19 protein-coding genes are annotated in these 19865 nt (G+C 71.3%); 7 read left to right on the top strand and 12 right to left on the bottom strand.

Annotated elements, in window-relative coordinates; genetic code table 11:
* Window positions 1-111 precede the first annotated feature (111 nt).
* Complete coding sequence (gene sepH, locus ACPXB1_RS00255) at window positions 112-1191, top strand: septation protein SepH (RefSeq protein ID WP_355588250.1); 1080 nt, start codon at window positions 112-114, stop codon at window positions 1189-1191.
* 88 nt (window positions 1192-1279) lie between these two features.
* Here the strand turns inward: sepH and thpR are convergent, their stop codons facing one another.
* The 5 genes from thpR to ACPXB1_RS00230 all read right to left on the bottom strand — a co-directional run bounded on the left by thpR (window position 1280) and on the right by ACPXB1_RS00230 (window position 5913).
* Complete coding sequence (thpR, locus tag ACPXB1_RS00250; RefSeq protein WP_425734652.1) at window positions 1280-1852, bottom strand: RNA 2',3'-cyclic phosphodiesterase; 573 nt, start codon at window positions 1850-1852, stop codon at window positions 1280-1282.
* A gap of 11 nt (window positions 1853-1863) precedes the next feature.
* The gene (locus tag ACPXB1_RS00245) at window positions 1864-2373 is read right to left on the bottom strand and encodes a hypothetical protein (protein WP_425734651.1); all 510 of its coding nucleotides are present in this window, start codon (window positions 2371-2373) and stop codon (window positions 1864-1866) included.
* Window positions 2374-2520: 147 nt separating this feature from the next.
* Window positions 2521-3804 (bottom strand): MFS transporter, encoded by a 1284-nt coding sequence (locus ACPXB1_RS00240; RefSeq protein ID WP_355588244.1) that lies wholly within the window; start codon window positions 3802-3804, stop codon window positions 2521-2523.
* A gap of 65 nt (window positions 3805-3869) precedes the next feature.
* On the bottom strand, window positions 3870-4319 hold the full coding sequence (locus ACPXB1_RS00235; RefSeq protein ID WP_306272943.1) for a MarR family winged helix-turn-helix transcriptional regulator: 450 nt from the start codon (window positions 4317-4319) through the stop codon (window positions 3870-3872).
* A 115-nt stretch (window positions 4320-4434) separates the two neighbouring features.
* On the bottom strand, window positions 4435-5913 hold the full coding sequence (locus tag ACPXB1_RS00230) for an NCS2 family permease (protein WP_355588520.1): 1479 nt from the start codon (window positions 5911-5913) through the stop codon (window positions 4435-4437).
* A gap of 134 nt (window positions 5914-6047) precedes the next feature.
* Between ACPXB1_RS00230 and ACPXB1_RS00225 the strand changes: the two genes are divergently transcribed.
* Window positions 6048-6248 (top strand): DUF2530 domain-containing protein, encoded by a 201-nt coding sequence (locus tag ACPXB1_RS00225; RefSeq protein ID WP_425734762.1) that lies wholly within the window; start codon window positions 6048-6050, stop codon window positions 6246-6248.
* Between the two features lie 64 nt (window positions 6249-6312).
* Here ACPXB1_RS00225 and ACPXB1_RS00220 read toward each other — a convergent pair whose 3' ends face one another.
* The gene (locus ACPXB1_RS00220; protein WP_355588240.1) at window positions 6313-7152 is read right to left on the bottom strand and encodes a DUF3027 domain-containing protein; all 840 of its coding nucleotides are present in this window, start codon (window positions 7150-7152) and stop codon (window positions 6313-6315) included.
* An 88-nt stretch (window positions 7153-7240) separates the two neighbouring features.
* On the opposite strand from ACPXB1_RS00220, the gene ACPXB1_RS00215 reads away from it, so the two are divergent.
* Together ACPXB1_RS00215 and ACPXB1_RS00210 are read left to right on the top strand one after the other, a co-directional pair.
* Window positions 7241-8854, top strand: coding sequence for an MFS transporter (locus tag ACPXB1_RS00215; RefSeq protein WP_355588238.1), 1614 nt, complete (start codon window positions 7241-7243; stop codon window positions 8852-8854).
* A 56-nt stretch (window positions 8855-8910) separates the two neighbouring features.
* Entirely contained in the window at window positions 8911-9561 is a 651-nt protein-coding gene (locus ACPXB1_RS00210; protein WP_355588518.1) for a futalosine hydrolase, read from the top strand.
* On the opposite strand, the gene ACPXB1_RS00205 is transcribed toward ACPXB1_RS00210, so the two are convergent.
* Both ACPXB1_RS00205 and ACPXB1_RS00200 read right to left on the bottom strand, forming a co-directional pair.
* On the bottom strand, window positions 9562-10422 hold the full coding sequence (locus ACPXB1_RS00205; RefSeq protein ID WP_355588237.1) for a helix-turn-helix domain-containing protein: 861 nt from the start codon (window positions 10420-10422) through the stop codon (window positions 9562-9564). It abuts the gene before it with no gap.
* 427 nt (window positions 10423-10849) lie between these two features.
* Window positions 10850-13336, bottom strand: a complete 2487-nt coding sequence (locus ACPXB1_RS00200) for a helicase-associated domain-containing protein (protein ID WP_355628257.1) — start codon at window positions 13334-13336, stop codon at window positions 10850-10852.
* 84 nt (window positions 13337-13420) lie between these two features.
* On the opposite strand from ACPXB1_RS00200, the gene ACPXB1_RS00195 reads away from it, so the two are divergent.
* Complete coding sequence (locus ACPXB1_RS00195; protein ID WP_355588233.1) at window positions 13421-14044, top strand: HAD family hydrolase; 624 nt, start codon at window positions 13421-13423, stop codon at window positions 14042-14044.
* Between the two features lie 27 nt (window positions 14045-14071).
* Window positions 14072-14458: a cold-shock protein gene (locus ACPXB1_RS00190; protein WP_355588232.1), complete on the top strand. Its 387-nt coding sequence runs from the start codon at window positions 14072-14074 to the stop codon at window positions 14456-14458.
* Here ACPXB1_RS00190 and ACPXB1_RS00185 read toward each other — a convergent pair.
* The 3 genes from ACPXB1_RS00185 to ACPXB1_RS00175 all read right to left on the bottom strand — a co-directional run bounded on the left by ACPXB1_RS00185 (window position 14419) and on the right by ACPXB1_RS00175 (window position 17091).
* Window positions 14419-15267 carry a 1,4-dihydroxy-6-naphthoate synthase gene (locus ACPXB1_RS00185; RefSeq protein WP_355588230.1) on the bottom strand — a complete coding sequence of 283 codons (849 nt, stop codon included), beginning with the start codon at window positions 15265-15267 and terminating at the stop codon, window positions 14419-14421. The two genes, ACPXB1_RS00190 and ACPXB1_RS00185, sit on opposite strands and share 40 nt — an antisense overlap.
* A 586-nt stretch (window positions 15268-15853) precedes the next feature.
* Window positions 15854-16096, bottom strand: coding sequence for a hypothetical protein (locus ACPXB1_RS00180; RefSeq protein ID WP_355628254.1), 243 nt, complete (start codon window positions 16094-16096; stop codon window positions 15854-15856).
* A gap of 98 nt (window positions 16097-16194) precedes the next feature.
* Complete coding sequence (locus tag ACPXB1_RS00175; RefSeq protein ID WP_355588227.1) at window positions 16195-17091, bottom strand: L,D-transpeptidase family protein; 897 nt, start codon at window positions 17089-17091, stop codon at window positions 16195-16197.
* Between the two features lie 172 nt (window positions 17092-17263).
* On the opposite strand from ACPXB1_RS00175, the gene ACPXB1_RS00170 reads away from it, so the two are divergent.
* A complete protein-coding gene (locus ACPXB1_RS00170; RefSeq protein WP_355588225.1) occupies window positions 17264-18943 on the top strand; it encodes a DNA repair helicase XPB in 1680 nt (559 codons plus the stop codon).
* Between the two features lie 102 nt (window positions 18944-19045).
* On the opposite strand, the gene ACPXB1_RS00165 is transcribed toward ACPXB1_RS00170, so the two are convergent.
* Window positions 19046-19741, bottom strand: coding sequence for a hypothetical protein (locus tag ACPXB1_RS00165; protein ID WP_355588223.1), 696 nt, complete (start codon window positions 19739-19741; stop codon window positions 19046-19048).
* Between the last annotated feature and the right edge of the window lie 124 nt (window positions 19742-19865).

Below are 19865 nucleotides of genomic sequence, written 5' to 3'. Positions count from 1 at the left end.
ATGCGGGGTGTCGCTTCCCCCACCCCGAGACAGATGCGCGTACGGTGGTCAGAGACGCCTGGGTGGCCGACTCGTGGCGTGCGGCCAGCGAAGCGGGACGGAGGCAACGCAATGCGCCCAGTACGCTTCGTCGCCCTCTCCGAGGACGGCCATGCCCTGGTTCTCGCCGACGAGGTCGGGCGGCTGCTCGCCCTGCCGATCGACGAGCGGATCGCCGGCGCGCTGCACGCCGAGCCCGGCGCACCGCCGCTTCCGGCGGCGCCGACGACCGTCGACCCGGTTCCCTCGCTGTCCCCTCGGGACATCCAGGCCCGCATCCGCTCCGGTGAGTCCGCCGAGGACGTCGCCCGGATCGCCGGTGTGCCTGTCGACCGCGTGCTGCGCTACGCCGGGCCGGTGCTCCAGGAGCGGGCGATGCTCGCCCAGCACGCCCGCCGCACCCGGCTCAAGGGCGCCGAGAAGCCGACCCCGCTCGCCGAGGTGGTGAACGGCCGGCTGAGCCAGCACGGCATCGACACCGAGAAGATCTCCTGGGACGCCTACCGGCGCGACGACGGCACCTGGCGGATCATCGCCACCTGGCCGTCCGGCAAGGCCACCGCCCAGGCCATCTGGGATCTCGACAAGACCCGGCAGGCGGTCACGCCGCACGACGACATGGCGCAGTACCTGTGCGCCGAGCGGCCCACGCCGATCCTCGGTCAGGAGCCGGCACCGGAGCGGGGTGGGCACGCCCTGCCCGGTCCATCCCGTGGTGAGCCGAGCCGTGGTGGGCACGGGTTGCCGGCCGCGTCCGAGCACCCGCGCCCGGGTCGGGACCCGATCCGGGCCGGCCGGGACGCCCTGCTCGCCTCACTGGACCGTCCGCTCGGCGCCTCGTCGGGTCGTGGCTTGGAACCGCGTACTCCGGCTGCTCTGGCCGGGTCGGACGCGCCCCGGCAGCGACCGGTCGGCGGCGGCGCCGCCGCGCTTCTCGGCGGCGGTCAGGGGTCGGCCTTCGACGATGACGCGGATGCGCCGAAGGAGGTCCCGGCCGTGCCGTCGCTTGCGGTGCTGCGGCCTCGGCGGACGGGTGCCGCGGCTGCGGCCGGTGGCGAGTCCACCGACGCTGCCGGCAAGCCGCGCAAGCGGCTGCCGAGCTGGGACGACGTTCTCTTCGGCAGCGGTCCGGCCGCACGCGAGTCTTCCTGACGCTCCGCGTCGACGGGTGGCGATCCGCCTCCTGTCGACGCGGGGCCGCGCGACCTCACCCACCGGCTCGACGCAGCCGGCCTCAGTTTCACAGGGGCCAGGCGGCGAGTCGCTCGTAGCGCGGGCCAGGGTGGCTGCGGACGAGTAGCAGTTCGGTGACCGACCATTCCGGCCCCTCGTAGTCGTCGAGGGTGACCCGGTCGGCCTCGATGTCGGCCGGTGTCATCCGGTCACCGGGCCGGGCGATGGTCAGGTGCGGCCGGAAGGGCTTCTCGTCATAGGGCAGGCGGGCGTGCCGCAACCGGTCCCGGGTCAGTCGGGCCAGTGTCCGCAACGCCTCGACGTCACCCCGCACGTCCGTCCAGAGCACTGTGCGCCGGCCATCGCCGAACAGGCCACCGCCGCCGAGCCGCAGCCTGGGCTGGGTGTCCCGACCGTCGCGGAACCGTTCGGCGGCCAGCCCCAGAGCGCTGAAGACCTCGACCAGCCGGGCTGCCTCGACCTCGCCGAGAAAGGCAGCTGTGAGGTGGAGGTTGGCCGGGTCGGCGAGCCGGACCGGGATGCCTGCGGCAGCCGCCGCACCGACACGCAGCCCGGCGACCCGCGTGCCGAGGTGGGTGACCGCCTCGATCGGCGGGTAGACCGCGACGAAGAGCCGCAACGACGGACCGCTCAGCGGTGCCGTTGACGGTGCCCGGCGCGGGCCGCAGGGAGGGCCAGGCCCGCAGCGTGCAGCACTCCTTCGACCCGTACGCGTTCGATTTCCTGGTCGACGCCTGTCAGTTCGGCGAGGTGTTCAGGGATGCCGAGGGCGCGGCAGGCCAGTCGGAGCCGGTCGTCGTACGCCTGGAGCACCCCCGCGTACCAGACCATGGACCGGCCGCTGCTGCCGAGCCGCTGGCCACCGAGGCGACGCAGGTCGGCGGCGAGTTGCTCCAGAGGACGCCTGTCGGTGCTGTCGAACTCGCTGAGGTCGATGTCGCGGGTCAGCGAGTCGGCCTCGACGGCGCGGTCGAGGCGGGCGATGGTGCGCCGTTCCCGACGGCGTTCACGCCATTCCGACCAGCCACAGACCACCCGGTCGATGATTTCGTCGGCGCAGAAGAGCAGGGCGAACGCCGCCGGCAGGCTGGCCACGGCGATGAGCGCCAGGGCGAGCGTCAGCGCGCGTCCGACTTCCACATATCGACGCTAAGCCCCGTCGTGCCGCCTCGCCAGCGATTTGGCAGCATCCGCGCCATCCGCCGATCGGGACCCGCTCCGGCACCCGTAACAGGGAACGGCCCCCTCCTCGCGGGTTTCGAGAGGAGGGGGCCGTTCCTGACGCGCTCAGCTGTTGGCGGAGACGACGTAGAAGCGGGGCATGGGCAGCACCCGGAAGCGCAGCCGGGCATGGGAGCGGCGCAGCTGCCAGGCCAGCGCGATGAGCGCTGTGGCCAGCGAGATCAGCCCGCCCATCCAGATGCTCGCGCCGGCGCCGAAGTGCTCGGCGACCCAGCCGATCAGCGGCGCGCCGACCGGGTTGGTGCCCAGGAACACCAGCACCCACAGGGCCATCACCCGTCCCCGGAAGGCGGCGTCCACGCCGAGCTGGACGCGCTGGTTGGCGGCCTGGGCGAAGAAGACCATGAAGAAGCCGGTGGGCACCAGCAGCGCCACGACCAGCCAGTACGCCCCCGCGAAGCCGACCAGGGTGCCGAAGCTGGCGCAGGCGACAGCGGCACCGAGCACCAGCCACACCGACGGTCGGCTGCGCCGGCCGGTGCCGCTGAGAGCACCGCCGAGCGCGCCGACGGCCAGTGCCGTGCTGAACAGGCCGAAGGAGGCGGCACCGGTGTGGAAGACCGTCTTGGCCAGCGCTGCGAGGGTGAGCTGGAAGTTGAACAGGGACATGCCGATCACCGACATGACCGCCATCGGCAGCAGCAGGTCCGGCCTGCGCCACACGTACCGCAGCCCGTCGATCACCCGGGCGGAGTCCCGTTCGTCGCGCGGCAGCAGGGCGGCGCGGTGCAGCTCGGAGGTCCGCATCTGGACCACGGTGACAAGCGGGGCGATCGAGCTGAGGGCGGTGACGAGGAACACCGGGCCCACGTCGAAGGCGGCGATGGCAAGGCCGGCTACGGCCGGGCCGACGATCCGGGCGGAGTTGAACACTGCGGCGTTCAGCGACAGCGCATTGGGCAGCAGCGGCGTGCCGACCAGCTCGGAGACGAAGGCCTGGCGGACCGGGGTCTCGACGGCGTTGGCGGTGCCGAGCAGCGCGGCGAACGCGAAGACGTGCCAGAGCTGCACCAGGTCGGTGAGGACCAGCACTGCCATACCGAGCGCCAGCACCGTCCAGAAGGCGTTGGCGACGAAGAGCAGCACCCGCTTGTCGTACCGGTCGGCGAGCCGGCCGGAGAGCAGCGTGAGCAGCAGCACGGGGGTGAACTGAAGGGCGGTCACCACACCGAGAGCGGTGGCCGAGTTGTCGGAGAGCTCGAGGACCAGCCAGTCCTGGGCGATGAACATCATCCAGACGCCGATCAGTTTGATCAGCTGCCCGGACGCGAAGAGCCGGTAGTTACGGACCTGTAGGGACTGGAACATCGTGCTCAGCTTGGCCTGCACTCTTGGTGCGCCTCCTTGGACGTACGCGTCATCGACACGTGACGGCACGGCCCAGTGGCGCGGGCTCAGGCGCGAGCGAGCTGCTGGAGAATCCCGGCGGCCCTGAGCAGGGTCTCCCGTTGGTCCTCGTCGAGCGCGGCCAGCCGGTGGGCCAGCCACTCATCGCGGGCCCGCTCGAACTGGTCGAGCACGGCCTGCCCTCCTTCGGTCGCCGCGAGGATGACCTGCCGGCCGTCGGTCGGGTGGGGGGTCCGCCGCACGAGGCCGCGTTCCTCCAACTTCGCAACGATCTTGGTCATCGTCGGTGGCTGCACCCGTTCGACGTCGGCCAGTTCCCGGGGTGTCATCGTGCCCGCCAGCCGGATGCTGGTGAGCGCCGAGAGCTGGGTGACCGTCAGGTCGCCAACCGGTCGGGCCTGGCGGACCCGTCGGTTGAGTCGGGTGATCGCATCACGCAACTGGGGAGCCAGTTGCGCCGGTGGCACGCGTTCCGCCGTCACCGTCCGCTCCATCACGATTGTTAGCCTAACTAATAAGCCTGGCTAATGACATCCAATATGACTCGGCTCACGAGAACATTTGCGTCGTTCCGGGCGGGAAGTCCGATCCGCTCCCCGCCCGGAACAGACGTCAGAGCACCAGGGACTCCACCGGCCCACGCAGGAAGTACAGCACGAACAGCGCGGCCACCCCGTACAGCAACGGGTGGATCTCCCGGGCCTTGCCCTTGGCCAGCTTGACCACCACGAAGGTGATCAGACCAGCACCGATCCCGTTGGAGATCGAGTAGGTGAACGGCATCAGCACGATGGTGAGGAACGCCGGAATGGCGATCTCGTAGTCGGACCAGTCGATCGTCCGCACCGCAGTCATCATGAGGAAACCGACCACCACCAGGGCCGTCGACGCCGCCTCGAACGGCACGACCACCACAAGCGGCGCCAGGAACATCGCCATCAGGAACAGGGCGCCGGTGACCAGGTTGGCCGCGCCGGTCCGGGCACCCTCCGCGACACCTGCGGCACTCTCGATGTACGACGTGTTGCTGGAAGTGCTGGCAGCACCACCCGCCGCCGCCGCGATCGAGTCGACGAGCAGGATCTCCTTCGCCCTCGGCGGAGTGCCCTTCTCGTCGAGCAGGCCACCCTCCTGGCCGACCGCCACCATCGTGCCCATGGTGTCGAAGAAGTCCGTGATCAGCAGGGTGAAGACGAACATCAACACGACCAGCCAGCCAGCCCGACTCCACGAGTCGAGCACGTTGAACTTGCCGAGCAGCGACAGGTCCGGCAGGTCCACCACAGTCTTCGGCAACTCCGGCACGTTCAGCGACCAGCCCTTCGGGTTGGGCTGCCCGTTGACGAACGACGGACCGATGTTGCCGACCGCCTCCACGATCACCGCGAGCACCGTGGACGCCAGGATGCCGATCAGGATCGCGCCCTTCACCCGCCGCACCACGAGGACCAGGGTGATCAGCAGTCCCACCACGAAGACCAGCATCGGCCAGCTCACCAGCTTGCCGCCGATACCCAGCCCGACCGGGACGGTCGTGTTGGCGTCGTCCGGGATCCGCCGGACGAAACCGGCGTCCACCAGACCGATGATGGTCAGGAAGAGGCCGATACCGACGCCGATCGCGGTCTTCATCTGCGTCGGCACCGCACGGAACACGGCAGTACGCAGGCCGGTCAGCACCAGAATCGCGATGAGCACACCCTCGATCACCACGAGGCCCATCGCGTCGGCCCAGGTCATCTCCGGCGCGATCTCGTACGCCACCAGGGCATTCACACCCAGGCCCGCGGCGAGCGCGAGCGGGAAACGGCCGACAACACCCATCAGGATGGTCATCAGACCGGCGACCAACGCGGTCGCCGCCGCAAGAGCCGGAATCGGAAGGGACTTTCCGTCGCCGTCGACGGCACCGCCCAGGATCAGGGGATTGAGCACCACGATGTACGCCATCGTGAAGAAGGTCGCCAGGCCACCACGTACCTCACGGCTCAACGTTGAGCCACGGGCGGAAATCTCGAAGAAGCGGTCAAAGCCGTTACGTGGATGAGCGGGGTCGGGTGGTGTGCCGTTCTCGGGCGGCAGAACTGCCATCAGGTCCTCGCAGGTGATCTTTCCGGTTGACGCCGGCATCGTCCCAGATCGCTGGTGGGCAGGGGAAGTAGATCCCGTACGCTTGCCGCGTGCCGAACGACCAGCAACCGCGGCCCGCGCCGCTGGACCCACCGATGGTGCCGTTCGCCGTCGCCGGGCTGATCGCCTGGGCGGTCGCCGGGCTGGTGCTACTGATCTTCTTCCGGGGCTGGCTGACCGAAAACGGCCACCAGAACTGGCTCTGGACCTGCCTCGCCGGATTCCTGTGGGGCTTCCCCGGTCTCGCCGTGATGATGCGTCACGACGCCAAGCGGCGGCGCCGCCGAGCAAGCTGACGTCAGCGGCGGCCGGCCCGGCCACCGCCGCGCACGGTCCTGGCCGCCCGGCCACCGCGCACGGTCAGGAATGCCCGTACGGCTCCGCAGGCTCGGTCGACTCCACCGAACCGGGGGCACGGCTGACCGACATGGCCTCCACCGCGCTGTCGTCGTACACCGTCGGAAGATCCTCGACAGCGGTCTCGGCGGCCTCGATAAGCGTCTCGGAGTGGGCGCCGCAACCATGGTCGGCGCTCACCACACGACCGTCGTCAGGCGCGTAGAAGTTGCCGCACGCGCCGAACGCCTGGCGCATCGCACCCGCCAACGGCAGATAGAAACCGCAGGTGCCACACCGGGCAGCGGCCGGGGCGGCGGTGGAGATGGCCGCCGTGGGGCCGTGATCGCCGTCGTACCAGCGCTGCGCCGCGTCGGCACGGCCCTCCCGGGAGAGCACCCGCGCCCGGCCGAGGCCCAACTCCCAGGCGGTCTCCTCGACCGCAGGATCGTCGGAGAGCAGATAGCCGGGAGCCAGCCGCTCGTCCTCCGGAGACGTCGGCAGCAGGTCGCCCGGGCCGAGGTCGCCCGGCTTGAGTCGCTCCTGCCAGGGCAGCCAGCCGGGCGCGAGCAGCGCGTCCGGGCCGGGCAGCAGCACCGTCTCGCAGATCGTCACCGTCCGGCTGCGCGGCACCCGGGTCACAGTGACCGCCCACCGCCAGCCCCGGTAGCCCGCGAGACGGCAGTCGAAGTAGTGGGTGACCAGCCGGTCACCTTCGGCCACAACCTGCAGGTGATCGCCGACGTCGTCGGCGTCCACCTCGGTGATGCCGGCGCGGGCCACCTCGACGGCGGCGGCGCAGACCTGGTCGAGGCGGGCGGCACGGGTGGAGACGGGCCTGGTCACCTCCCCATTGTTCCCCATGCGCCCCGCACGGGTGACAGGGACTCCCAGGGAACGTTTCCCCGCAGTGGTGCGGCGTAGGTGGGGCGGATGGGCGAGGATGGTGCACATGCCGCCGCACTCCCGCTCCGGGCGATCTCTCCTCGGGCGTACCGTCGGCACCGGCATCCGGGCCGTACGCCTGCTCCTGCGTGGTTCGGTGGGCAGCGGACGCTGGGTGACCCGCCACGCCGGCCGGGCCCGGACCAGGGGCGCAGGCGGCGAGGTCGGCATGGTCCGCCTGTTCGACCTGCACGCGGTCTCCTGCGCGGGCGACACCCTGATCGCCATCGGCCTGGCCGGGACGATCTTCTTCAACGTGCCTTTGGGCGAGGCCCGCAGCAAGGTCGCGCTCTACCTGCTGGTGACGATGGTTCCGTTCGCGATGCTCGCCCCCGTGGTGGGTCCGCTGCTTGACCACTTCCGGCACGGCCGGCGGTACGCGCTGGCCGCCACGATGCTCGGCCGGGCGTTCCTGGCGTGGCTGATCTCCGACTACATCCACGGCTTCGGGCTCTATCCGGCCGCCTTCGGGGTGCTCGCGCTGTCCCGGGCGTACGGCGTGGCCCGGTCCGCAGCTGTGCCCCGACTGCTGCCGGAAGGGCTCGGCCTCTCCCAGGTGGGCGCGCGGGCCAGCGTCTACGGCACTGTGGCGGGCGCGCTCGTGGCACCGATCGGGTTGGCGGCGTTCTGGTTCGGCCCACAGTGGCCACTGCGTGTCGCGTCGGTGATCTTCCTCGTCGGCATGGTCATCTCGCTACGACTGCCACCGAAGGCGGATTCGGAGCCACCGGAGCGGGTCCCCCGGCCGCTGCGGGCGTTCGGCCGGCGGCGGGGCGAACGGCCGTTGGGCCGTGGCCGCCCGGCCGGCCGGCTGGTGATGGCCAGCCTGATCGGCGCCGCCACCCTGCGCGCGATGTACGGCTTCCTGCTGCTGTTCCTCGCCTTCGCGATCAAGAAGGGCGACCTGACCACCGGGGTGTTCGGCCGCGATCTGGGGGCGGAGTGGGCGCTGGGGCTGGTCGGCGCCGCGCTGGCGGTGGGCACGTTCCTGGCCACCGCCGTCGGCACCCGTCTGCGCATCCACCGGCCGACCGCCATCCAGTCCAGCAGCATGATCATCGTGGCCGGGGTGGGTGTACTTGCCGTCATCCAGTTCTCACTGCTGATGGTGGCGCTGCTCTGCCTGGTCACCGCGCTGGTCAGCGGAATTTCCAAGCTCGCCGTCGACGCCTCTATCCAGGAACGCATCCCGGAACGGCTGCGGGCCAGCTCGTTCGCCCACTCCGAGACGGTGCTGATGCTCGCCTTCGTAGCCGGTGGAGGGCTCGGACTGGTCCCGTTCAACGGTCGAATGGGCATCGCGGTCGCTGCCGGTGTGGGCATCCTGGCCGCCGTCCGAGGAGTCCTGGTCGCCACCCGGCTACGCGCCGAGAAGCTGGCCGGTCGACCGCTGGGTGACGACGAACTGGCCACCGACGAGCCGGCCGACGAGCCCGCCTCCTCGCCGCAGGACGCCGCTCCCACCTCGCCGGCGCCGGCCCAGGCCAGCTCGCCGCAGTACGACGAACCGGGGCTCGCTCCGCCGGGCTACCACATCTACCGGCCCTCCTCCGCTGTCGGCGGCCCGGGAACCAGCGCCGACGACGAGACCCGCCGGGAGTCCCCCGGCCCGGTGTCGTGACCGCCGCTGGCGTGACCGACGCTGGCGTGACCGGCGCTGGCGTGACCGACGCTGGCGTGACCGGACTGCTGGTGGTGACGGCGGTGCCAGCCGAGGCCGACGCGGTGCGCGCCGGCCTGGTCGACGCCACGGTGACAGTCACCCCGGTCGGGGTGGGACCGGCCGTTGCCGGTGCCGCCACCGCCCGGCTGTTGGCGCTCGCCGAGGCTGCCGGCCGCCCGTACCGTGCCGTGGTCAGTGCCGGCGTGGCCGGCGGCTTCGCCGGGCAGGCCGCCGTCGGCGACACCGTTCTCGGTACCGCGAGCATCGCCGCCGACCTCGGTGCCGAATCACCTGACGGCTTCATCCCCGTCGACGAGCTGGGCATGCCGCCCGCTCTGCTCGGCGGCGGCAGCGTGATGCCGGCCGACCCGCGGCTGCTGGCGGCGCTGCGGACCGCCCTGCCGGCCGCCACGGCCGGCCCGATCCTCACGGTCAGCACGGTCACCGGCACCGCTCTCAGCACCGACGAGCTGCGTCGCCGCCATCCGGCCGCCGTCGCCGAGGCCATGGAGGGGTACGGCGTGGCGGTCGCCGCAGCGCAGGCCGGGCTGCCGTTCGCCGAGCTGCGCACCATCTCCAACCCGGTCGGCCCTCGTGACCGCAACGCCTGGCGCCTGCACGAGGCCCTCGCCGCGTTGACCGCAGCGGCCCCAGCGCTGCACTGACTACGGCCGAGGGGAACGGACTTCGAGCGTGAGCGCCGACGGCCGACCCGCCTGCAGCTCGAAGCCGCAGGCAAGCAGGAACTGGACCCCAGCGGCCTCGGCGATCGCGTGGGTCGTCCGGATGCCAACCACTGCCATCTCTCTGGCCAGCAGCCCGATCAGCTGACGCCCGATGCCCAGGGTTCGCAGGCCGGGAGCCACCACCACGCCCTCCAGCACCAGCTCACGCCTGTCGCCCCAGTCTTCGCCGAGGAGAAGGTCGACGCTGCGCTCATGGGCTCTCAACTCACCGACCGCCCCGGCTCCGGGCACCTCGGCGAGAAAGCGCCAGGACGTCGCCGGAAGCCCTTCGGTCGCACGCCGAAACCGCACCCGGGCGCGCGTCTGGTTCCGCCACCGCCGCTCGTCCCGCCGCCGACGGTCCAGGTCGTAGGTCAACTCCGGGACACGCACCGGCCACAACCGCTCCGGAAGGGTGTACGAGTGCACCCACCAGGCGCCAGGCCAGTCCTTGAGGGTCATGACTCGACGCACGTCAAGGTGCGCCGGATAACGGCGACCTGCCTCGTCCCGTAGCTCGTCCCGTGGCTCTTCCCCTGGCTCGTCCCGTAGCTCTTCCTCTGGCTCGTCGAGCCTGGGCTCGTCGCCGGGCAGCCTGACGGCGAGTTCACCACCGGCGGCACGGACGAGCCGCTCCACCGTCCGGAACGCCGGCCCCGCGCTCCGCCCCGCCTCGATGCGGGCCAACGTGCTCTTCGGGACGCCCGACCGGTCGGCCAACTCCCGCTGGCTCAGATCGACACGTCGACGCAGATCCCGCAGGATCGCCCCCACATCGATCGCATCCTCGCCGATAGCCACCCATCCATGGTTTTCCGCCCAGCCTCGACCGTCAACAGCGACCCTTTGGCTGTGGATAACCCTGTGGATAGCATCGCCGCCGCTGTGCATACCTCGGTGAGTGCCTGTAGAGCTGCCCCATAAGTGGGGCAGGCAGGCGGACGGACTGCCTGGGACAGCCCACGGTTCGACGACCACCATCGCGCGGGCCGCCAGGACTACCTCGAGCCTCGCGTGGAAGCGTCTGGCCGCATGGCACCCCCGGCATCGCGGCGCAGCCAGCCGGATCAGCGCGGCGCAGCGTGCCCCACTTGTGGGGCAGCTCTACAGGGAGCGGCAGTCACACCCATACCCTGCGGCGGCTGATGCCCCGATCGTGACTGGCGGCTGGACGCCGGCAGGGCCGCACCGCATCAGGCGCGGCCGCGCGGTGGCGCCGTCGTTCGGGTCAGTCCGCCACCACCGCCGCGGTGATCCGGTGCAGCGCGAACGTGTGCAGCATCTCGGTCCGCTCGTCCTCGGCGCGTAGGTAGCCGGCACCGATCGACACCGGCTTGACCAGCCGCGACGCTGTCGCCCCGTGGGCGTCCACGTAGCCGACCCAGACCAGCACCTTGTCACGCACCGCCTGCTGAAGCACCGCGAGGGCCTCGCTGTGCGTGTGCGCCGACACCGGACCACCGCCGAGCCCTGCCGCACCACCGCGTACGACCGCTGGTGCCCGCCGGGCCGCCCGCGCCGCCGCATCGCCCCGCCGGACGTGCTCCACCACGCCGAGCAGCCGCGGCATCGGCAGCTTCGGGGCGGCCAGCGGGTCGAACGCCCGGGTGGCCACCGGCACCCGCGCCGGGGCACGCCGGATCCGGGGCCGGGACAGCATGGTGCTGCCGGTGCCGTCTTCCTGCACCGGGGCGTACCCGGCGTCGCGCAGCGCACCCAGCAGCCGACCCACCTGGTACGGGGTGATCAGCACCGTCGGCGCGAGCCGCCGCAGGGTCAACGGCTCCAACCGCCGGTCGGCCAGCACCTCGTTGAGCAGCGTCTCGTCGTCGCTGCGCAGGTACGCACCGGCCGCCCCGACCCGCAGCCCGCCGTGTTTGCGGGCCACGTCGTCCACCAGATAGCTGAGCCCCTGCGGCACCGGCGTACGCGAGCGCCGCCGGAACAGCTCGTGCAGGTCCTCAGCCGTGTAGCCGACGTCCAGGGCACGCCGGATGCTCGCCGTGGTGACCCGATGCACGCTTGCCCCACCGGCCGACTCGGGCTCGGTCGCCGCCTCCAACTCGGCGGCGAGCTCAGGCTCCGGCGGGCCGGGCACCACCACTGTCAGGTCGGCCTGCACCAGGAAATGGTCGACGGGGGCGGGCAACAGCGCGTCGAGCGCCCGCGCGGTGCTGGACGGATCACCGCTCTCCGCGTCCACGTACAGCCCCAGCGGGTCGCCGCCACCCGGCTCGTCGGCCGACGTCAGCTCGCCCAACAGCAGCCGGCCATACGAGGTGAGCGCCCCCAGGCCGGTCACACCGAGCTGCGCGGCCTCGGCAAGCACCTCCCGGTGGGCGGCCTCCCGACCCCGACTGCGCCGTGGCGCCCTCCAGTCCAGCAGAGCCTGGACCTCCTCGGCGGTGGGCGAGGTCGCGGGTTCCAGGTCGGCGAGCACGGCGAGGACCGCCCGCCGGGTCGCAGGCGCGCTGGCCCGCTCGGCCTCGGCGGAGAGCGGGGTGATGGGCCGGTCCCGATCGTCACGCTGGCCGACCAGGCCGACCTGCCGGGTCATCGTCAGCCAGGCACGGGCCAACTGCTCCCAGCGCTGGGCCAGCGAGGCGGCCCGCCACACCTCGTACCCGCCGGTCGGCAACACCTGCTGATCCGCCCCGTACCGGCCGGTGCTCGTACCGGACAGCTCCAGCTCACCGGCGAGCCCTGCCGCGTACGCCACCTCCAGCAGCAACGCGGTCGTCGCCTCGTCCAGCCCCGCGGTACGCGCCAGCCGCCGCAGGTCCCGTACGCCAATACCGCCTGAACGCAACACCGGCGCGGGTTCGGCGGCGAGTTGCTCCAACAGTCCTTCGGTGTGCCGGACGACCTCCATGGTCTGCCCGGCACCGGCCGAGTCGACAGCCTTCGGCTCGCGCGGCGCGGCCGTCACCCGTGGCGCACTGGTGTGCAACGGTCCGAGCGGGCCGCTGTCGCGACGCAGCAGGAGACCGACCTCGCGGGGCAACTCCACCGTGCCGCCAACCGTCGGCGAGCCGGCCGAGACGACGACCAGCAGCCGGTTGTCGACCAGCCAGCGCACCGGCGAGCCGGTCGGCGCTCCACCGTTTGTCGGGTCGGCGAGCACTGCGTCCTCCGCGCCGATCGGCGGTGCCTGCAACGCGCCTGGTGGCACGGTGCCGACCGGCGGGCCGGCCGCCAGCCGGTCGAGGATCGCCCGGGCCGACGGGGGCGCGGCGAGCAGCGTGCGGCGCAGCTTCGCCGGGTCCGCGCAGAGCGCGGCCGCGCGCGGCTCCAGGTCCGCGGCCGGTCGACCGAGCCCGGCGGGGTACGGGGAGACCTCGTCGACGGCGGCCGCCACGTGCAGGGCGTGCTCCGGGCCGTACAGGAGGAAGAGCGCCCGTAGCCGGTCGACGGCGGCCCGGACGGACGTCGGCGCCGGTGGGTGGGGGCCGGCGGTCGCCATGGCGAGCACGGAGTCGGTGTCGGTGGTGCCCTCGTCCGGGTGCCGGGTGAGGCGGGCGGCGTCGAGGATCTGCATTGTGAACTGGTCGAGCCCGTCCAGCGCGCGGGCCACCGACACCCGGGACTGGGCGCGGATGGCCAGGGCGGAGACGTCGGCAGGCACGGGCACGACGAGGTCCGGCCGGAGCTGGAGCAGCGCGGCCAGCGACTCGTCGGGCAGTGACCGCAGGTGGTCGGCGAGTGAGGTGGTCATCGTCTTTCCACGCTAGCCCGGCACGGGGCAGTCGCGCCCCTCGGACGTCCGGCCGACCCCGGGTCACCGGGTACGTTTCTCGACATGCCCGCACTGACCGTCGGATTCGATCTCGACATGACCCTGGTGGATTCCCGCCCCGGCATCGCCGCGACCTTCCGGGCGCTGACCGCCAGGACGGGCGTGCCGGTGGACGCCGATCTGGCTGTGTCCCGGCTCGGGCCGCCGCTGCGTACCGAGCTCGCGTACTGGTTTCCGCCGGAGCAGGTCGAGTCGGCCGTGTTGGCGTACCGGGAGCTGTACCCGGCCTACGCGATCACTCCGACGGTCCCGTTGCCCGGCGCGCGGGAGGCGGTCGACGCGATCCGCGCACGGGGCGGTCGTGTGCTGGTCGTCACTGCCAAGATGGGCCGGCTGGCCCGGCTGCACCTGGACCACTTGGGCCTCAAGGTCGACGAGTTGGCCGGTGACCTGTTCGCCGAGCAGAAGGCGAGCGCGTTGAGGGAGCACGACGCGACCCACTACGTCGGTGACCATGTGGCGGACATGATGGCGGCGGACGTCGCCGGGGTGCCCGGAATCGGCGTAGCGACGGGCCCGTGTTCTCCGCAGGAGTTGCACGCGGCCGGGGCGAAGCTGGTGCTTGACGATCTCGTCGGATTCCCAGCGGCGCTCGACGGCATGATCCAGCTAGCCTTGGAGCAGTAGCGGCTCAAGTGAAGCAGGGGTTTACAGGTGCCTACGGGTCGAGTGAAGTGGTACGACACGGCCAAGGGATACGGCTTCGTCACGAGTGACGAGGGCGGCGACGTGTTTCTGCCCAAGGGTGCCCTGCCTGCGGGCGTCACCGACCTCAAGGGTGGTCAACGGGTCGACTTCAGCGTGGTGGACAGCCGCCGGGGCTCGCAGGCCATGGGCGTCAAACTGTTGGACGCGCCGCCGTCGATGGCGGAGCTGCGCCGACGCCCGGCGGAGGAGCTGCACGGTCTCGTCGAAGACATGATCAAGGTGCTGGAGGCGAAGGTCCAGCCGGACCTGCGTCGGGGTCGGTACCCGGACAAGAAGACCGCGCAGAAGATCGCTCAGCTGGTCCACGCTGTGGCGCGCGAGCTGGAGGTCTGAGGCACGAGCCCGGCGTCGGCGGCCCGGTCCAGCAGTGCCGTCACCGCGGCGAAACCGGCTTCGCCAAGGTCAGCGGTGAACTCGTTGACGTAGAGGTCGATGTGCCGGTCCACGACGTCGGGCTCCATTTCCTGGGCGTGCGCGAGCACGTACTCCCGGCTGGCCGTCGGGTCCGCCCAGGCCTGCCGGACCGACTCGCGGACCCAACCGGCGGCGGCTTCCGGGTCGACGACGCCGCGCCGGGCCAGGATCGCACCGAGGGGGATGGGTAGGCCGGTGTCGGCCTCCCACCACTCGCCGAGGTCGACGAGCGCGGTCAGGCCGTGCCGGTGGTAGGTGAACCGTGCCTCGTGGATGACGAGCCCGGCGTCGTACCGGCCAGCCGCGACGCCCGGCATGATCTCGTGGAACGGGACCACCTCGATCCGCGCCGGCGGCCGGCCCGCCGACCAGAGCCGGAACAGTAGGTACGCGGTGGTCCGGTCGCCCGGCACCGCCACCGTGGCACCGGTCAGGTCGGTGCGGTCGGGGCCGCCCGCGCGGTCGCCCCGGGTGAGCACCAGCGGCCCACATCCCCGGCCGAGAGCACCGCCGCAGGGCAGCAGGTGGTACTTGTCGAGCAGCCAGGGCAGCGCCGCGAAGCTCACCTTCACCAGGTCGAACGCGCCCCGCTCGGCTGCCGTGTTGGTGACGTCCACGTCGGCGTACGTCACCTCGACAGGCGGTGCACCGGACACCCGACCGTGCACCAGGGCGTCGAAGACGAACGTGTCATTGGGGCAGGGCGAGATCGCCAGGGAGAGCGCCACGCCCTTCACGTTAGCCCCGCCTTCGTGCGCTCGGTCAGCGCGGTCCCGTGCGGTTGCCTGCCGAGCGCGCTCGCCGCCTCCCACCCACCCACCCACCCACCAGTCACGGTCGAGCGCCGGCCGCTGGTCCGCGCGCCCCTCGCCCCTCGCCGCAGAGGTATGGGTGTGACTGCCGCTCCCTGTAGAGCTGCCCCATGAGTGGGGCACACTGCAGCGGCGCCGCCACGCGACCATCGGACAAGACGCAGCCGCCCCATACGTGGGGCAGCTACAGCAGCGCCGCCACGCGACTACCGGACGAGACGCAGCCGCCCCATACGCGGGGCAGCTCTACAGCAGCGCCGCCACACGGCCACCGGACGAGACGCAGCCGCCTCACACGTGGGGCAGCTCTACAGCAACGCCGCCACGCGACCACCGGACGAGACGCAGCCGCCCCATACGCGGGGCAGCTTTACAGCAGCGGCGCCGCCACGCGGCCACCGGACGAGACGCAGCCGCCCCACACGTGGGGCAGCTCTACAGCAGCGCCGCCACGCGACCGTTCGACGACACAGAGTGCCCAGGACGGGGGCGCGCTGCGGGGTCAGCGGTGACTGCGGCTGCGGCGTACGGTGCCGATGACCGAGACAATCAGCAGCAGCGCGAAGCCGGCGCCTGCGGACTCCCCGACCGAGTCGACGAAGCCCTGCTGGAGCACCAGCCAGCCGAAGAGGAACCATCCGAGCAGAAGCGTCGCCGCGACGCAGTACGCGACCACTGTCGCTCGGGACACCTCGTCGGGCGGTGCCTGCTCGTGTTCTGCGATCACGTCACGGTCGACCGTCATGCCCAGCCCTCCCCGCCCGGTTCGGCCCCTGAACTCCCAAGAGTGTCACTCCTGGGACCGCTGTGACAGGGGTTAAAACCCGGAGTCGGGCAGGTCACTCAGGTCCCGGGGCGGCGGCCGACCAGAACGACGCGTGTGCCGACCTTGCCCAACTCCCACATCCGGACGGCGTCGGCGTGCAGCAGATTGACGCAGCCGTGCGAGCCGATCGACTTGTCGTGCAGGTACGTGGTGGTCTCGTGGAAGCCCATTCCCTGCGTGAAGTGCTGCCAGTACGGCAGCCACACCTCGTACGGGTTGGACCACTCCTTGGGGTTGCGGTAGTTGACGGCGTACGTGCCGGACGGGGTGCGGTAGCCGGACATGCCGGTCCGGGTCACCGTCGGTTCCATGATCACTTTGCCGTTGCGCAGGGCCCACACGGTCTGGCGGGTCAGGTCCACGCAGAACGTGGTGCCGGTGCCCGCCTTGCAGCGGGTCGGATCGGTGGTGGCGAGTCGCTTCGCCACGTCGAAGGTGGTCGGCCCGGCGCGGCCCTCGACGGGGCGAATGCCGTACCTCTTCTGGAACTTCTTGATGGCCGCGCAGTCGGCGGCGGACTGTTGGCCGTCGACGGTCACCGACCCGAACCCGCCCAGCTGGGCGAGGTAGGTCTCCACAGCGCGCTGGTGCTCGCCCTGCGGGCAGCCGGCAGCCCGGGCGGTGGGCGCGGCCGTGGTCGGTGCGGGCGTACTGCGGGTCGGCTTGGGTTTCGGCTTAGGCTTCGTCGTGGCGCTGCTGGTCGGCTCTGCCGTCGGCGCGGCCGGCGTTGGCCGGCCGCGCTGGTCCGGCCCGGACGTGCCGCTCGCCCCCGTTACCTGTTCCGCCGCACCTGCCGGGGCGGCTCCCCCGCCGCCACTCCCGCCGGACTGCGGATCGAACGTGCACGCGCCGGTGCCGACCAGCACGACCACCAGCGGGGCGACCAGTCGAGAAGTGATCCGGAAACGCTTCATGGGACCTCCCCTGGACAGTCGTCCCATTGCTAGACGTTTGTCAGTACGGTCGCGGTTGCGCCCAGTCGGCATCTTTCTTTGCTGATCCCGGATCGTGCGACACTGGATGGTCGGCCTGCGTCGGGTAAGCGACTGCCGCGAGCCGACAGCCAACCGAGGAGAGGACGCTGGCGTGAGCGGTGGACCACTGATCGTTCAGTCGGACAAGACCCTTTTGCTGGAGATCGACCATCCCGACGCGCAGGCATGTCGGATGGCGATCGCGCCGTTCGCCGAGTTGGAGCGCTCTCCCGAACATGTGCACACCTACCGGCTGACCCCGCTCGGGCTGTGGAACGCCCGCGCGGCGGGGCACGACGCCGAGGGTGTGGTCGATTCGCTGCTCAAATACTCGCGGTACCCGGTGCCGCACGCGCTGCTCGTGGATGTCGCCGAGACGATGGACCGGTACGGCCGGCTCCAGCTCGCCAACGACCCGGCGTACGGGCTGGTGCTGCGTGCGCTGGACCGGCTCGTGCTGATCGAGGTGGCAAAGAGCAAGAAGCTCGCCGGCATGCTCGGCAACAAGATCGACGACGACACGATCCAGGTGCACCCGTCCGAGCGTGGCCGGCTCAAGCAGGCGCTGCTCAAGCTGGGTTGGCCGGCGGAGGACCTGGCCGGGTACGTCGACGGCGAGGCGCACCCGATCGAGCTGGCCGAGGCCGGCAAGGACGGGCGCAAACCGTGGACGCTGCGGTCGTACCAGCGGGAAGCCGTCGAGGCGTTCTGGGCCGGCGGGTCGGGTGTGGTGGTGCTGCCCTGCGGGGCCGGCAAGACCCTGGTCGGGGCGGCGGCGATGGCCGAGGCGAAGGCGACAACGCTGATCCTGGTCACCAACACCGTCGCCGGCCGGCAGTGGAAGCGGGAGCTGATCGCCCGCACCTCGCTCACCGAGGAGGAGATCGGCGAGTACTCAGGCGAACGCAAGGAGATCCGCCCGGTCACCATCGCGACGTACCAGGTGCTCACCTCGCGGCGCGGTGGCGCGTTCACCCACCTGGACCTGTTCGGTGCCCGCGACTGGGGTCTTGTCGTCTACGACGAGGTGCACCTGCTGCCCGCGCCGATCTTCCGGTTCACCGCGGACCTCCAGGCCCGCCGCCGGCTGGGCCTGACGGCAACTTTGGTACGCGAGGACGGCCGGGAGGGCGACGTGTTCAGTCTGATCGGCCCGAAGCGGTACGACGCGCCGTGGAAGGACATCGAGTCGCAGGGCTGGATCGCCCCTGCGGAGTGTGTCGAGGTCCGGGTGACGCTCACCGACGCGGAGCGGATGTCGTACGCGACGGCGGAGGCCGAGGAGCGGTACCGGATGGCGGCGACCGCCCGCACGAAACTGCCGGTGGTGAAGGCGCTTGTCGACCGGCACCCGGAGGACCAGGTGCTTGTGATCGGCGCGTACATCGACCAGTTGCACCAGCTTGGCGAATACCTCGACGCGCCGATCATCCAGGGCTCGACCACGAACAAGGAGCGGGAACGGCTGTTCGACGCGTTCCGGTCGGGCGAGCTGCGGACGTTGGTGATCTCCAAGGTCGGCAACTTCTCCATCGATCTGCCCGAGGCGGCGGTGGCGATCCAGGTGTCGGGGACGTTCGGGTCACGGCAGGAGGAGGCGCAGCGGTTGGGGCGGGTGCTGCGGCCGAAGGCCGACGGGCGGCAGGCGCACTTCTACACTGTGGTCTCCCGGGACACGATCGACACCGAGTACGCGGCGCACCGGCAGCGCTTCTTGGCAGAGCAGGGCTACGCGTACACGATCGTCGACGCCGACGACGTCCTCGGCCCGAAGCTACCGACCGTCGACTGACCCGCACGGCGTTGATCGACTCGGTATTCCGGAAGTCGCGGTGTCCGGGGCTCTGCCGCGCCCCGGTTTCACGGAAACCGAGCCGATCAACGGCCACCGGCGTCACGGCGTAGGCGGTGGGCAGCGGTCGGGGAGGGTAACAGTGCCGGGGCGGTGGTCGAAGGTGTCCATCGTGAACCACTCGTCCAGTTCCGGGTCGAAGAGGTTCTGCAGGCCGAACTGCAACACCTGCCACCACCGGCTCGGGTCCCGCTGGTCGACGTAGATGTCGCCGAGCGCGAGCGGGAACCGGAAGAACTCGCCCGGCACCGTGGAGCCGCCGACGACACCCACCCGCCAGTGGTCGACGTGCCGGTCCTTCTCCCCCTGCAGGATCTCCGGCCCGACGAAGCGGGACGTCTTCAGCTTGTCGTTGAAGATCTGCCGGTTGAAGAACCCCGGGACCTTGCTGCACTCGCGTGGCGGGAACAGCGGGATGTTCGGCCACTTGTAGGTGAGCGTGTAGAGCGTGTTCTCGTAGATCAGGTTCGTGAACCAGATTGGATGCTCCGGACCACCGGCGATCATCTGGCTGTTGCCGTCGCGGCCCTGCCAGCTGAACGGCACGTCGATGCCGAGGTCGCGCACGACGTACCGGCCGGTGCCCTGAAAGTCGGCGGGGAGCTGCGGGGGTCGGGGTTCCCTCGGAGCGGGGACCGAAGTGCCGTCGGCCCGGGCCGCGCGGGGCAGCGGTACCGCAGCCGGGCCGGGCGCCAGCACGCCGAGGGCGAAGAGGCAGCCGGCCACCGCCGAAACCACAGTCCGATGTGTACGCCTCGACACCATGTCCCCTCCGCCGTCGGGAAGGCGGTTGGCGCTGCACAGCGCACCGGCCTTCGGCGAAGCGTAGGAGCAGGTAAAACGTGAGACTGGGCGGAATGCG

The organism is Micromonospora sp. DT68 (genome assembly GCF_049847245.1).
GTDB lineage: Bacteria > Actinomycetota > Actinomycetes > Mycobacteriales > Micromonosporaceae > Micromonospora > Micromonospora profundi.
The sequence above is the reverse complement of the archived record's forward strand: the minus strand, read 5'-3'. Positions and strand labels throughout refer to the sequence as shown.

Excerpts from the sequence above, each read along its gene's own strand:
- sepH (WP_355588250.1), top strand. The coding sequence starts at position 112 with ATGCGCCCAGTACGCTTCGTCGCCCTCTCCGAGGACGGCCATGCCCTG.
- ACPXB1_RS00220 (WP_355588240.1), bottom strand. The coding sequence starts at position 7,152 with ATGGGGAACAATGGGGAGGTGACCAGGCCCGTCTCCACCCGTGCCGCC.
- ACPXB1_RS00230 (WP_355588520.1), bottom strand. The coding sequence starts at position 5,913 with ATGGCAGTTCTGCCGCCCGAGAACGGCACACCACCCGACCCCGCTCAT.
- ACPXB1_RS00175 (WP_355588227.1), bottom strand. The coding sequence starts at position 17,091 with ATGAAGCGTTTCCGGATCACTTCTCGACTGGTCGCCCCGCTGGTGGTC.
- ACPXB1_RS00225 (WP_425734762.1), top strand. The coding sequence starts at position 6,048 with ATGGTGCCGTTCGCCGTCGCCGGGCTGATCGCCTGGGCGGTCGCCGGG.
- ACPXB1_RS00215 (WP_355588238.1), top strand. The coding sequence starts at position 7,241 with ATGCCGCCGCACTCCCGCTCCGGGCGATCTCTCCTCGGGCGTACCGTC.
- ACPXB1_RS00195 (WP_355588233.1), top strand. The coding sequence starts at position 13,421 with ATGCCCGCACTGACCGTCGGATTCGATCTCGACATGACCCTGGTGGAT.
- ACPXB1_RS00200 (WP_355628257.1), bottom strand. The coding sequence starts at position 13,336 with ATGACCACCTCACTCGCCGACCACCTGCGGTCACTGCCCGACGAGTCG.
- ACPXB1_RS00180 (WP_355628254.1), bottom strand. The coding sequence starts at position 16,096 with ATGACGGTCGACCGTGACGTGATCGCAGAACACGAGCAGGCACCGCCC.